The sequence below is a fragment of the Streptomyces sp. NPDC127190 genome (assembly GCF_042672505.1).
Taxonomy (GTDB): domain Bacteria; phylum Actinomycetota; class Actinomycetes; order Streptomycetales; family Streptomycetaceae; genus Streptomyces.
This window is the reverse complement of sequence record NZ_JBHXVE010000013.1, coordinates 147,335-159,734: the sequence shown is the minus strand read 5'-3', so window position 1 is coordinate 159,734 and position 12,400 is coordinate 147,335. Positions and strand designations below refer to the sequence as shown.

Genomic DNA, 12,400 nt, shown 5'->3' with positions numbered 1-12,400 from the left:
GGGAACAGTCGGCCGGGAAGAGACCGGTGCGCTCACGAACGGGACGGCCGCGCCCGGACGTGCATCCGTTCCCCCTGCGGACCGAACAGGCTGAGGAACTCCACCGGCCCCTCCCCCGTCGACCCGAACCAGTGCGGCACCCGGGTGTCGAACTCGGCCGCCTCCCCCGCCGTCAGCACCACGTCGTGCTCGCCGAGGACCAGCCGCAGCCGGCCCGAGAGCACATACAGCCACTCGTACCCCTCGTGGGTGCGCGGGTCCGGTTCCTGCTTGCGCTGCGGTTCGAGCACCTTGAAGGCCTGGAGGCCGCCGGGCTGGCGGGTCAGCGGCCAGTGGGTGCGCCCGCCGCGCACGATCGGCTTGGCCCGCACCCGCGGATCCCCGGCCGGGGGCGCCCCGACCAGCTCGTCCAGCGGCACCTGGTGGGCCTGGGCGATGGGCAGCAGCAGCTCCAGGCTGGGCCTGCGCAGACCGGACTCCAGCCGGGACAGGGTGCTCACGGAGATCCCCGTCGCCTCCGACAGGGCGGCCAGCGTCACCTCCCGCTCCTTGCGGATACGGCGCAGCCGCGGCCCCACCTCGGCCAGAACCTCGTCAGTGCTCATGCCGGTATTGCAGTTTTGGCAAAGGTGTTTGTCAATACCGCAGAGCGGGGCGTCTGCCGGCGAGGAGGCGGCGGAGACGACCGGGCCGTGGCCGCGCGTCGTGGCACCGACGGGGTGCGGCCGGGATGCGCTGCGCGGCGGAGCGGGTCGACGCCGAATGGACATGGCCCGGCCCCGGCCCTCCGCCGCCGGCACCCGCCTGGCCGGGCCCCTCCGGGCAAGCCGCCCACCTGCGGGTGGCGGCCCACGCGAACGGGCCCCTCCGGGAAAGGCACCCGCCTGTGAGCGGCGGGCCACGCGAGCGGGCCCCTCCAGGCAAGGCGCCGGCCTCTGGGCAGCGGGCTACGCAAGGGGGCCCCGCCGGGGAAGGCTCCGCCTGCGGGCAGCGGGCTACGCAAGGGGGCCCCGGGGAAGGCCCCGGCCTGCGGGGAACCCGCTCCAGGGAAGGCACCCGCCTGCGGACAGCGGCCCACACGAGCGGCACCCCATACGGGGAGGCGCCGGCTTGCGGGCAGTGGCCCACGCGAGCGGGACCCCCTCCGTGGAAGGCACCGACCCGTGGGCAGCGAGCCACACGAGGAGGAACCCTCCCGGGGAAAGCGCCGACCGGTAGGCAGCGGACCACGCGAGAAGTGCACCCCCACCGGGGAAGGCACCCACCCGCGGGCAACGGCCCACGCAAGGGGGACCCCGCCGGGAAGGCCCCGGCCTGCGGACAGCGGGCCACACGAGCGGCGCCCCCACCCGGGAATCGCGCCAGCCTGTGAGCAACGGCCCACGCGAGCGGCACCCCCGCCAGAGAGACGCCCGCCCGTGAGCAGCGGCCCACGCGAGCGGCACCCCCTCCGGGAAAGGCGCCGACCTGTAGGCAGCGGGACGCGCGCGGCTTCGCCGGGCAGGACGTCGACGGGGGCGGCAGGGGCACCGGGCGGGCGCGGCGATCGACGGAGGAGGCCGGTTTCCGCCCTCGGCAGCGGAGCGCCACGCGGCGCGTTGAGGCACGCTGAACGCATGCTTCTGTCTCGGTTGGCCCAGGTGTCCCGGGACGTCGCGGCGACGGCGTCCCGCTCGCGCAAGACCGCTCTGCTCGCCGACCTCTTCCGGGAGGCGCAGCCGGACGACGTGCCGATCGTCATCCCGTATCTGGCCGGCCGGCTGCCGCAGGGGCGGCTCGGCGTCGGCTGGAAGGTGCTGGGCCACCGGGTGCCGCCGGCCGCCGTACCGACGCTCACCGTCGCCGAGGTCGACGCCCGGCTCGGCGCGCTCGGCAAGGTGTCCGGCCCCGGCTCGCAGGCGGAGCGGATCCGGCTGGTCGGCGAGCTGATGGGCGCGGCCACCGAGGAGGAGCAGCGCTTTCTGCTCGGGCTGCTCACCGGCGAGGTCCGGCAGGGCGCGCTGGACGCGGTCGCCGTGGAGGGGCTGGCCCGGGCGACCGGCGCGGACCCGGCGGACGTGCGCCGGGCGGTGATGCTCGCCGGGTCGCTCCAGACGGTCGCCGAGGCCCTGCTCGCCGAGGGGCCGCCGGCGCTGGACCTGTTCCGGCTCACCGTCGGCCGCCCGGTCCTGCCCATGCTGGCGCACAGCGCGTCCTCGGTCGCCGAGGCGGTGGAGAAGCTGGGCGCCTGCGCGGTGGAGGAGAAGCTGGACGGCATCCGGATCCAGGTCCACCGGGACGGCGACACCGTCCGGGTGCACACCCGCACCCTGGACGACATCACCGAGCGCCTGCCCGAAGTGACCGCCGCGGCAAGGGAGTTGACCGGCGAGCGGTTCATCCTGGACGGCGAGGTGATCTCCTTCGACGCGGCCGGGCGGCCCCGCTCCTTCCAGGAGACGGCGGGCCGGGTCGGTTCCCGGACGGACGTGGCGCGGGCGGCCGGAGAGGTGCCGGTCTCCGCCGTCTTCTTCGACGCGCTCGCGATCGACGGCGCGGACCTGCTGGACCTGTCCTTCGCCGAGCGGCACGCCCGGCTGGCCCGGCTGGTGCCCGAGCCGATGCGGGTGCGCCGGACGGTGGCGCACGGGCCCGGGGACATCCCGGAGGCGGAGCGGTTCCTCGCCGACACCCTCGCCCGCGGCCACGAGGGCGTCATGGTGAAGGCGCTGGACGCCCCCTACAGCGCGGGCCGGCGCGGCGCCTCCTGGCTGAAGGTCAAACCCGTGCACACCCTCGACCTGGTCGTCCTGGCCGCCGAGTGGGGCCACGGCCGGCGCACCGGCAAGCTGTCCAACCTGCACCTCGGCGCCCGCACGGCGGACGGCGGCTTCGCCATGCTCGGCAAGACCTTCAAGGGCATGACGGACGCGATGCTCGCCTGGCAGACCGAACGGCTCCAGCGGCTGGCGGTGGCCGAGGAGGGCTGGGGGGTCCGGGTCCGTCCCGAACTCGTCGTGGAGATCGCCTACGACGGCCTCCAGCGCTCCTCCCGCTACCCGGCCGGCGTCACCCTGCGCTTCGCCCGCGTGGTCCGCTACCGCGAGGACAAGCGCCCCGAGGAGGCGGATACCGTGGAGGCCCTGCTGGCGGCCCACCCGGAGGTCACACCATGACGGTGCGCACGACCAGGCGCAGCGCGGGACTGCTGGTGTTCCGGCGCACCGACGCCGGGCTCGAAGTGCTGCTGGGCCACATGGGCGGCCCGTTCTGGGCGCGGAAGGACGCGGGCGCGTGGACCGTGCCCAAGGGCGAGTACGACCCCGGGGAGCCCGCCTGGGAGGCGGCCCGGCGGGAGTTCCGGGAGGAGCTGGGGCTGGCGCCGCCCGACGGGGAGGCCGTACCGCTGGGCGAGGTCGCGCAGAAGAACGGCAAGGTCGTGACCGCGTGGGCGGTGGAGGCGGACCCGGACCTGAGCGGGTTCAGCCCCGGCACCTTCGCCATGGAGTGGCCGCCGCGCTCCGGCCGGGTGCAGGAGTTCCCGGAGCTGGACCGCGTCGCCTGGCTCTCCGTGGACCGGGCCCGGGAGCTGATCGTCGCGGCCCAGGCGGCGTTTCTCGACCGGCTGGCGGAGCACTCGGGCTGAACAGCGCATCACACGTTGCGGCCCGCGCGCGGGGGCGCGAAGGTCGAGACAAGCCCGCTCCCAGGGAGGCCAGCCATGCCCATCGCGACGGTGAACCCGGCGAACGGCGAGACGCTCAAGACGTACGAGCCCATGGGCGAGGAAGAGCTGGAACGCCGGCTCCAGCTCGCCGAGGCCACGTTCCGCACCTACCGGACGACCGCGTTCGCCGACCGCGCCCGGCTGATGACCCGGGCCGCCGGTCTGCTGGACGAGGACCAGCAGGAGATCGCCCGGGTCATGACCACGGAGATGGGCAAGCCGATCGCGCAGGCCCGCGCCGAGGCCGCGAAGTGCGCCAAGGCGATGCGCTGGTACGCCGAGCGCGCCGAGGGCCTGCTGGCCGACGAGGAGCCCCCGGAGGCGGACGTACGGGACTCGGGCGCGTCCCGGGTGCGGGTGCGGTACCGCCCGCTGGGGCCCGTCCTCGCGGTGATGCCGTGGAACTTCCCGCTGTGGCAGGTGATCCGGTTCGCGGCACCGGCCCTGATGGCGGGCAACGTGGGCCTGCTCAAGCACGCGTCCAACGTCCCGCAGACCGCCCTGTACCTGGAGGACCTGTTCCACCGGGCGGGCTTCCCGGAGGGCTGCTTCCAGACGCTGCTGGTCGGTTCCGCGACGGTGGACGACATCCTGCGGGACGAGCGGGTGAAGGCGGCCACCCTGACCGGCAGCGAGCCGGCGGGCCGGGCGGTCGGCTCCACCGCCGGGGAGATGATCAAGAAGACGGTGCTGGAGCTGGGCGGCAGCGATCCCTATGTGGTGATGCCGTCGGCCGACCTGGACCGGGCGGCCGAGGTCGCGGTGACCGCGCGGTGCCAGAACAACGGGCAGTCCTGCATCGCCGCGAAGCGGTTCATCGTGCACACCGACGTCTACGACGCGTTCACCGAGAGGTTCGTCGCCGGCATGCGGGCGCTCAGGGTCGGCGACCCGCTGGCGGAGGAGACGGACATCGGGCCGCTCTCCAGCGAACGGGGGCGGGCCGATCTGGAGGAGCTGGTGGACGACGCCAGGCGGGGCGGGGCCCAGGTGCTGTGCGGCGGTGAGCGGCCGGACGGGCCGGGCTGGTACTACCCGCCGACCGTGCTCGCCGGCATCACCCGGGAGATGCGCATCCACCGCGAGGAGGCGTTCGGGCCGGTCGCCACGGTGTACCGGGCCGGTGACGTGGACGAGGCGATCCTGATCGCCAACGACTCGCTGTTCGGGCTGAGTTCGAACGTGTGGACGCGGGAGGACGGCGAGGTCGAGCGGTTCGCCCGGGACCTGGACGCCGGCGCCGTGTATGTCAACGGCATGACCGCCTCCCATCCGGCGTTCCCGTTCGGCGGGACGAAGCGGTCGGGGTACGGGCGTGAGCTGTCCGGGCACGGAATCCGGGAGTTCTGCAACATCACCACGGTTTGGCAGGGTGCGTAGGGGCCGCGCGACTACCATCCCGTTTTGTGAACCGCGAAGTGACCCTCCCTCTGATCGTCGACGACCGCGGTACCTTGCAGGTGTCCGCGGCCGATGTGAGCAAGTTGTTGCGCACCGTGGGCGGGCGATGGCTGCGGCTGGTCGAGGCCGGGGAGCAGGGTCTGGACGAGGACACGGTCGCCGCGCTGACCATCGAGCTGGCGAAGCTGGCGGACCGGATCGACGTGGCCTGCATCGCCCACAGCAGCGGAGCGCCGTAGCGCCGCGGGCCGGCCGGCCCGCGGCATCACCCTGCGCAACCCTCCCGCGACCAGCGAGGATCGACGCCGTGTCCCCGATTCGGAGTAATCCGGCGCGTGCTCATCGCCCTCCCGGGTGACGGTGGGTGGAGCACCCACAGAGGTGAACCACCTTCTGGCCGGTGGGCGCGAGCTCACCGGGAAGCGGAAAGCAGGGACGGTTCATGGCGACTTTGTGCAGACCCTCGGTGTCGGTCCCGGAGCACGTGATCACGATGGAGGAGACGCTGGAGCTGGCGCGCTCCCGCCACGCGGACCACCCTCAACTGGCGCTCGCGCTGCGGCTGATCGAGAACACGGGTGTCAAGACCCGGCACATCGTGCAGCCCATCGAGGAGACGCTGAAGCACCCGGGCTTCGAGGACCGCAACAAGATCTACGAGGCCGAGGCCAAGGCCCGGGTCCCGGCGGTGATCCAGCGCGCGCTGGACGACGCGGAGCTGCTCACCAGCGACATCGACGTGATCGTCTACGTGTCGTGCACGGGCTTCATGATGCCCTCGCTGACGGCGTGGCTGATCAACGAGATGGACTTCGACAGCACCACCCGCCAGCTGCCCATAGCCCAGCTGGGCTGCGCGGCGGGCGGCGCGGCGATCAACCGGGCGCACGACTTCTGCTCGGCCTACCCGAACGCCAACGTGCTGATCGTGGCCTGTGAGTTCTGCTCGCTGTGCTACCAGCCCACCGACCTCGGCGTCGGCTCGCTGCTGTCCAACGGCCTCTTCGGTGACGGCGTCGCCGCCGCCGTGGTCCGCGGGCGCGGCGGCACCGGCGTCCACCTGGAGCGCAACGGCTCCTACCTGATCCCGAAGACCGAGGACTGGATCGCGTACGACGTCCGGGCCACCGGCTTCCACTTCCTGCTGGACAAGCGGGTTCCGACCACCATGGAGCCGCTCGCTCCGGCGCTGAAGGACCTGGCCGGGCTGCACGGCTGGGACGCGTCCGACCTGGACTTCTACATCATCCACGCGGGCGGCCCACGGATCCTGGACGACCTCAGCAAGTTCCTCCAGGTCGACCCGCACGCGTTCCGGTTCAGCCGGGCCACGCTCACCGAGTACGGCAACATAGCCAGCGCCGTCGTGCTGGACGCGCTGCGCCGGCTGTTCGACGAGGGCGGCGCCGAGGACCGGGCCCGCGGGCTGCTCGCCGGGTTCGGCCCCGGCATCACCGCCGAGATGACGGTGGGCCGCTGGACCAGCGGGAACGGAGCCGGGCGATGACCGAGGAGACCACGCTCACCGGGACGCTCCCGCCGATCCGGCACTGGCCGGCGTTCGACCTGCCGGGGACGGCCTTCGACCCGGTGCTGACCGATCTGATGCGCGAGGGCCCGGTCACCCGCATCCAGCTGCCCAACGGCGAGGGCTGGGCCTGGCTGGTCACCCGCTACGACGACGTGCGGATGGTCACCAACGACCCGCGCTTCGGCCGCGAGGCGGTCATGGGCCGGCAGGTCACCCGGCTCGCCCCGCACTTCATCCCGGACCGGGGCGCGGTCGGCTTCCTCGACCCGCCCGACCACACCCGGCTGCGCCGCTCGGTGGCCGCCGCGTTCACCGCGAAGGGCGTGGAGCGGGTGCGCGAGAAGGCCCGCGGCATGCTGGAGGAGCTGGTGGACGAGCTGCTCCAGGACGGCCCGCCGGCCGACCTCACGGCGGCCGTCCTCAGCCCCTTCCCCATCGCGGTGATCTGCGAGCTGATGGGCGTCCCGGCCGGCGACCGGCACGAGATGCACACCTGGACCCAGCTGATCCTGTCCTCCGCGCACGGCAAGGACATCAGCGAGAAGGCCAAGCGCGAGATGAGCGCCTACTTCTCCGATCTGATCGCGCTGCGCGAGGGCAGCACCGGCGAGGACGTCACCTCTCTGCTCGGCGCCGCCGTGGGCCGGGGCGAGGTCACCCTCGAGGAGGCCGTCGGGCTCGCGGTGCTGCTCCAGATCGGCGGCGAGGCGGTCACCAACAACAGCGGGCAGATGTTCTACCTGCTGCTGACCCGGCCCGACCTCACCGAGCGGCTGCGCGCCGATCCGGAGATCCGCCGGCAGGCCATCGACGAGCTGCTGCGCTACATCCCGCACCGCAACGCGGTCGGCCTGTCCCGGATCGCCCTGGAGGACGTGGAGATCCGCGGCACCCTGATCCGGGCCGGCGACGCCGTCTACGTCTCCTACCTGGCGGCCAACCGGGACCCGGACGTCTTCCCCGACCCGGAGGCCATCGACTTCTCCCGCAGCCCGAACCCGCATGTGGCGTTCGGCTTCGGCCCGCACTACTGCCCCGGCGGCATGCTGGCCCGGCTGGAGTCGGAACTGCTGGTGGACGCCCTGCTCGACCGGATTCCGGGTCTGCGGCTGGCGGTGCCGCCGAACCAGGTGCCCTTCAAGAAGGGCGCGCTGATCCGCGGCCCCGAGGCCCTGCCGGTGACCTGGTGAGCGGACCATGACGGAGACGGAGGGACTCTACGTACCGCCGGGCCACGGCCGCGTCGTGGCGACCCCGGCCCAGCGGGTGACGTTCAAGGTCACCGGCACCCACTCGCGGATGGCCTCCACCTTCGAGGTGGAGGTCCCGCCCGGCTTCGACGTGGGCGCCCATGTGCACACGCGCAGCGAGGAGCTGTTCTACGTCCTGGAGGGCGAGCTGGATGTGCTCGCCTTCGAGCCGCGCGTGCGCACCCCCGACAACTGGCAGAAGTGGGAGTCGAGTTCGGGACGCCGGACGGTCCGGGCGACCCCGGGGACGGTGATCGTCGTACCGCCGGGGTGCCCGCACGCCTTCGCCAATCCCACCGAGACGCCCGCGAGGATGTTCTTCCAGGCGTCTCCGCCTCCGGACCACGAGCGCTATTTCGAGGAACTCCTGGAGATCCTCGGCAACGGCGGCCCGCCGGACCAGGAGGCGATCGAGGCACTGCGCACCAAGTACGACATCGAACAGCTGACGCCGCTCCGGCACCGCTGACGGAGCTAGCGGATCGGCATCCCGGAGAGGGTGCGGGCGATCACCAGTCGCTGGATCTCGCTCGTGCCCTCGAAGATGGTGTAGATCGCGCTGTCGCGGTGCATGCGCTCCACCGGGTACTCGCGGGTGTAGCCGTTGCCGCCCAGGATCTGGATGGCCTGCGCGGTCACCTTCTTCGCGGTCTCGCTGGCGAAGAGCTTGGACATCGAGCCCTCGGCGGCGGTGAACGGCTTGCCGTTGACCGCCATCCAGGAGGCCCGCCAGACCAGCAGCCGCGCCGCGTCGATCTGGGTCCGCATGTCCGCCAGCTGGAACGCGACCCCCTGGTTGTCGATGATCGGCCGCCCGAACTGCTCACGGGTCTTCGCGTAGTCGAGGGCGACCTCGTAGGCGGCCCGGGCGGTGCCGATGGCCATGGCGCCCACCGCCGGCCGGCTCGCCTCGAAGGTCGCCATCGCCGCGTTCTTGACCCGCTCTCCGCCGGCGGCCCGCGCCCGGGCCAGCCGCTCGTCCAGCTTCTCCTTGCCGCCGAGCAGGCAGGAGCCGGGGACGCGGACGTTGTCGAGGATCACCTCGGCGGTGTGCGAGGCGCGGATGCCGTGCTTCTTGAACTTCTGCCCCTGGGACAGCCCCGCGGTGCCCGGCGGGACGATGAAGGAGGCGTGGCCCTTGGAGCCCAGCTCCGGGTCGACGACCGCGACGACGACATGGACGTTGGCGATGCCGCCGTTGGTCGCCCAGGTCTTGGTGCCGTTGATCACCCACTCGTCCTTGGCCTCGTCGTACACGGCACGCGTGCGCATGGAGGCCACGTCGGAGCCGGCGTCGGGCTCGGAGGAGCAGAAGGCGGCGAGCTTGACGTCGTTCTGGTCGCCGTACATCTGCGGGATCCAGGTGCCGATCTGCTCGTCGGTGCCGTTGGCGAGGACGCCCACGGCGGCGAGGCCGGTGCCCACAATGGAGAGGGCGATGCCCGCGTCGCCCCAGAACAGCTCCTCCATGGCCATCGGGATGCCGAGGCCGGTGGGGTCGAAGTACTGCTGTGCATAGAAGTCGAGGGAGTAGATGCCGACCTTCGCGGCCTCCTGGATGACCGGCCAGGGAGTCTCCTCGCGCTCGTCCCACTCCGCGGCGGCGGGGCGGATCACGTCCGCGGCGAAGCCATGGAGCCAGTCCCGGACTTCCTTCTGTTCGTCGTTCAGCTCCATGGTGAACTCGGCCATGTCCCCTCCAGCGGCGCGTACGGTGTTACTAGCGGTAACCGCAGTCTGTTACCGACGGGTAGGAAAAGTCAACCGTGGCTGACCCCTCGGCATCCCGCTCCATGTCAGGGGCCCGGTCAGTGCTAGTTTGCGCAGGCGTCACCGAATCACCACGGGTGGGGAGAGCACATGGACACCACACAGCGGACCGAGCAGCAGCGGTCCGCCGACCGCAGACGGCGCGAGCTGCTGGAGGCCGCCGACCGGGTGGTGCTCCGCGACGGCCCGCGGGCGTCGATGAACGCGATCGCGGCAGAGGCGGGCATCACCAAGCCGATCCTCTACCGCCACTTCGGCGACAAGGGGGGCCTGTACGCCGCCCTCGCCACCCGGCACACCGACGCACTGCTCGCCTCGCTCCGGGCGGCGCTGGACGCCCCCGCCGACCGGCGCGAGCGGGTGGAGTCCACCCTGGACACCTACCTCGCGGCGATCGAGGCCCGGCCCCAGGTGTACCGGTTCCTGATGCACCCGGCGGAGGGCAGCACCGGCGGCGACCAGGGCTTCGACGTCGGCAAGCACTCCGCTCCGCTGCTGAGGCGGATGGGCGAGGAGCTGGCCCAGGTCATCGAGGAGCGGGTGGACCTCGGTCCGGAGAGCCAGCAGCTCGCCCGGGTCTGGGGACACGGGATCGTCGGCATGATGCACGCGGCCGGGGACTGGTGGCTGGGCGAACGGCCCTGCTCCCGGGCCGAGTTGGTGCGGTCGCTGGCGGACCTGCTGTGGGGCCGGCTGGCGGCGGCCGGGGACCGGGTCGGCGGACCGGGGTTCTGAGGACCGCCCTCCGACCCGGAGGGGACGCGCCGGCCGCGGGCCCCCGGGAGACCTCCCTCACTTCCCCCAGGAGGCCTTGGAGATCTGCCGGAGCAGCCTGCGCTTGCGCCACCCCGTGAGGTGATCCGCGTACACCCGGCCCTCCAGGTGGTCGCACTCGTGCTGCAGGCACCTGGCGAAGAAACCCGTGCCGTGCACCGTGACCGGCTCCCCGGTCATCGTGCGGCCCTCGACCACCGCGTGGTCGTAGCGCTCGGTGCCCGCCTCCAGGCCCGGCAGGGACAGACAGCCCTCCGGGCCGCGGAGCACGATCCCGTCGGCCTCCACCAGGCGCGGATTCACGATATGCCCGAGATGCCGGACATCTTCGTCGTCCGGGCAGTCGTACACGAACACCCGCAGTCCCACTCCCACCTGATTCGCCGCCAGGCCCACCCCCTGCGCCGCGTACATGGTGGCGAACAAGTCCTCCACGAGGCGGGCCAGTTCGGGGCCGAAGTCGGTGACGTCCGCGCAGGGCGTGTGCAGGGCGGTGTCGCCGTGCAGGGTGAGAGGCCGGACGCGCCCGCGGGCGCCCGGAATGGAACCGTGTCGCATGGCGGCAAGGGTACGGTTCGTTCGACCCATGCCCGCCGCGCTGGCGTGGGCCGGGATTCGGGTGTGCGAATGGATCTCGATAGGCTGAGCTTCACACCACGTTGCCGGATTGCCCCAGGCGCGGCGCGTACGCAAGGAGGATCGAGAACTGATGGCAGGCAACTCGGACCCGCTCACGCCGCGGGCCAAGCTGGCCGTGACCGCGGGTAAGGCGGTCGCTGCGGCCTCGCGCGCCGCAGGGCGCGGCAGCGGGTCGGTGATCGGCGGCCGGGTCGCGCTGAAGCTCGACCCCGATCTGCTCGGACGGCTGGCCCAGAACCTGGACGTCGTCCTGGTGTCCGCCACCAACGGCAAGACCACGACCACCCGGCTCATCGCGGAGGCGCTGCGGGCCGCGGGCCCGGTCGTGTCGAACGCGCTCGGCGCCAACATGCCGGCCGGCATCACCTCCGCCCTGGCCGGGGGCACGGAGTCGAAGTTCGGTGTGATCGAGGTCGACGAGAAGTACCTGGCCGGTGTGGCGCGGGACACGGACCCGAAGTGCATCGCCCTGCTCAACCTCTCCCGCGACCAGCTCGACCGCGCCGCGGAGACCCGGATGCTCGCCGAGAACTGGCGCGAGGGTCTGGCCGGCTCCAAGGCCGTGGTCGTCGCCAACTGCGACGACCCGCTGGTGGTGTGGGCCGCCTCGTCCTCCCCGAATGTGATCTGGGTCGCGGCCGGGCAGATGTGGAAGGACGACGCCTGGTCCTGCCCGGCGTGCGGTGGCGTGATGCAGCGCCCCGGCGACGACTGGTTCTGCGGTGAGTGCGGCTTCCGCCGACCCACCCCGACCTGGGCGCTCTCCGGCGACCATGTGCTGGACCCGCACGGCTCCGCCTGGCCGATCCACCTCCAGCTGCCGGGCCGCGCCAACAAGGCGAACGCGGCCAGCTCCGCGGCGGTCGCCGCCGTCTTCGGGGTGCCGCCGCAGGTCGCCCTGGAGCGGATGTACCAGGTGCAGGCGGTGGCCGGCCGGTACGACGTCGTGCAGTTCCTGAACCGCGATCTGCGGCTGCTGCTGGCCAAGAACCCGGCCGGCTGGCTGGAGACGTTCTCGCTGATCGACCCGCCGCCCGCCCCGGTGATCCTGTCCGTGAACGCCCGCTCGGCCGACGGCACCGACACCTCCTGGCTGTGGGACGTCGACTACACCCGGCTGACCGGTCACCCGATCTTCGTCATCGGTGACCGCAAGCTGGACCTCGCCGTCCGCCTGGAGGTCGCGAACCAGCACTTCCAGGTCTGCGACGACCTCGACCAGGCGGTGCAGATGTGCCCGCCGGGCCGGGTGGAGGTCATCGCGAACTACACCGCGTTCCAGGACCTGCGCCGCCGCGTCGGCAACTGATCTTCGAAGGGCGATCACCT

12 protein-coding genes are annotated in these 12,400 nt (G+C 72.5%); 9 read left to right on the top strand and 3 right to left on the bottom strand.

Annotated elements, in window-relative coordinates; all coding sequences use genetic code 11:
• Positions 1 to 32: 32 nt before the first annotated feature.
• Positions 33 to 605, bottom strand: coding sequence for a helix-turn-helix domain-containing protein (locus tag ACFVIU_RS21400; RefSeq protein WP_385844300.1), 573 nt, complete (start codon positions 603 to 605; stop codon positions 33 to 35).
• A 1,011-nt stretch (positions 606 to 1,616) separates the two neighbouring features.
• Here ACFVIU_RS21400 and ACFVIU_RS21395 point away from each other — a divergent pair.
• The 7 genes from ACFVIU_RS21395 (at position 1,617) to ACFVIU_RS21365 (ending at position 8,357) form a co-directional block, all read left to right on the top strand.
• The gene (locus ACFVIU_RS21395) at positions 1,617 to 3,155 is read left to right on the top strand and encodes an ATP-dependent DNA ligase (RefSeq protein ID WP_385844298.1); all 1,539 of its coding nucleotides are present in this window, start codon (positions 1,617 to 1,619) and stop codon (positions 3,153 to 3,155) included.
• Entirely contained in the window at positions 3,152 to 3,625 is a 474-nt protein-coding gene (locus tag ACFVIU_RS21390) for an NUDIX domain-containing protein (RefSeq protein ID WP_385844297.1), read from the top strand. Before ACFVIU_RS21395 ends, ACFVIU_RS21390 begins: the two co-directional genes overlap by 4 nt.
• Before the next feature lie 75 nt (positions 3,626 to 3,700).
• Entirely contained in the window at positions 3,701 to 5,086 is a 1,386-nt protein-coding gene (locus ACFVIU_RS21385; RefSeq protein ID WP_385844296.1) for an NADP-dependent succinic semialdehyde dehydrogenase, read from the top strand.
• A 26-nt stretch (positions 5,087 to 5,112) separates the two neighbouring features.
• Entirely contained in the window at positions 5,113 to 5,346 is a 234-nt protein-coding gene (locus ACFVIU_RS21380; protein ID WP_385844295.1) for a DUF6213 family protein, read from the top strand.
• 203 nt (positions 5,347 to 5,549) lie between these two features.
• Positions 5,550 to 6,614, top strand: a complete 1,065-nt coding sequence (locus tag ACFVIU_RS21375; protein WP_385844294.1) for a type III polyketide synthase — start codon at positions 5,550 to 5,552, stop codon at positions 6,612 to 6,614.
• Positions 6,611 to 7,828, top strand: coding sequence for a cytochrome P450 (locus ACFVIU_RS21370; RefSeq protein ID WP_385844292.1), 1,218 nt, complete (start codon positions 6,611 to 6,613; stop codon positions 7,826 to 7,828). The genes ACFVIU_RS21375 and ACFVIU_RS21370 overlap by 4 nt, the downstream gene beginning before the upstream one ends.
• A gap of 7 nt (positions 7,829 to 7,835) precedes the next feature.
• On the top strand, positions 7,836 to 8,357 hold the full coding sequence (locus tag ACFVIU_RS21365) for a cupin domain-containing protein (RefSeq protein WP_385844291.1): 522 nt from the start codon (positions 7,836 to 7,838) through the stop codon (positions 8,355 to 8,357).
• A 5-nt stretch (positions 8,358 to 8,362) separates the two neighbouring features.
• On the opposite strand, the gene ACFVIU_RS21360 is transcribed toward ACFVIU_RS21365, so the two are convergent.
• A complete protein-coding gene (locus ACFVIU_RS21360; protein WP_385844290.1) occupies positions 8,363 to 9,580 on the bottom strand; it encodes an acyl-CoA dehydrogenase family protein in 1,218 nt (405 codons plus the stop codon).
• 168 nt (positions 9,581 to 9,748) lie between these two features.
• On the opposite strand from ACFVIU_RS21360, the gene ACFVIU_RS21355 reads away from it, so the two are divergent.
• Positions 9,749 to 10,393 (top strand): TetR family transcriptional regulator, encoded by a 645-nt coding sequence (locus tag ACFVIU_RS21355; RefSeq protein WP_385844289.1) that lies wholly within the window; start codon positions 9,749 to 9,751, stop codon positions 10,391 to 10,393.
• A gap of 57 nt (positions 10,394 to 10,450) precedes the next feature.
• Here the strand turns inward: ACFVIU_RS21355 and def are convergent, their stop codons facing one another.
• Positions 10,451 to 10,990 carry a peptide deformylase gene (gene def / locus ACFVIU_RS21350; protein ID WP_385844287.1) on the bottom strand — a complete coding sequence of 180 codons (540 nt, stop codon included), beginning with the start codon at positions 10,988 to 10,990 and terminating at the stop codon, positions 10,451 to 10,453.
• A 151-nt stretch (positions 10,991 to 11,141) separates the two neighbouring features.
• On the opposite strand from def, the gene ACFVIU_RS21345 reads away from it, so the two are divergent.
• Entirely contained in the window at positions 11,142 to 12,380 is a 1,239-nt protein-coding gene (locus tag ACFVIU_RS21345; RefSeq protein ID WP_385844286.1) for a MurT ligase domain-containing protein, read from the top strand.
• Positions 12,381 to 12,400: the final 20 nt, after the last annotated feature.

What these genes read in the sequence shown, in the direction of transcription:
- ACFVIU_RS21400 (WP_385844300.1), bottom strand. Translation starts at nt 605, where the DNA reads ATGAGCACTGACGAGGTTCTGGCCGAGGTGGGGCCGCGGCTGCGCCGT.
- ACFVIU_RS21395 (WP_385844298.1), top strand. Translation starts at nt 1,617, where the DNA reads ATGCTTCTGTCTCGGTTGGCCCAGGTGTCCCGGGACGTCGCGGCGACG.
- ACFVIU_RS21390 (WP_385844297.1), top strand. Translation starts at nt 3,152, where the DNA reads ATGACGGTGCGCACGACCAGGCGCAGCGCGGGACTGCTGGTGTTCCGG.
- ACFVIU_RS21385 (WP_385844296.1), top strand. Translation starts at nt 3,701, where the DNA reads ATGCCCATCGCGACGGTGAACCCGGCGAACGGCGAGACGCTCAAGACG.
- ACFVIU_RS21375 (WP_385844294.1), top strand. Translation starts at nt 5,550, where the DNA reads ATGGCGACTTTGTGCAGACCCTCGGTGTCGGTCCCGGAGCACGTGATC.
- ACFVIU_RS21370 (WP_385844292.1), top strand. Translation starts at nt 6,611, where the DNA reads ATGACCGAGGAGACCACGCTCACCGGGACGCTCCCGCCGATCCGGCAC.
- ACFVIU_RS21365 (WP_385844291.1), top strand. Translation starts at nt 7,836, where the DNA reads ATGACGGAGACGGAGGGACTCTACGTACCGCCGGGCCACGGCCGCGTC.
- ACFVIU_RS21360 (WP_385844290.1), bottom strand. Translation starts at nt 9,580, where the DNA reads ATGGCCGAGTTCACCATGGAGCTGAACGACGAACAGAAGGAAGTCCGG.
- ACFVIU_RS21355 (WP_385844289.1), top strand. Translation starts at nt 9,749, where the DNA reads ATGGACACCACACAGCGGACCGAGCAGCAGCGGTCCGCCGACCGCAGA.
- def (WP_385844287.1), bottom strand. Translation starts at nt 10,990, where the DNA reads ATGCGACACGGTTCCATTCCGGGCGCCCGCGGGCGCGTCCGGCCTCTC.
- ACFVIU_RS21345 (WP_385844286.1), top strand. Translation starts at nt 11,142, where the DNA reads ATGGCAGGCAACTCGGACCCGCTCACGCCGCGGGCCAAGCTGGCCGTG.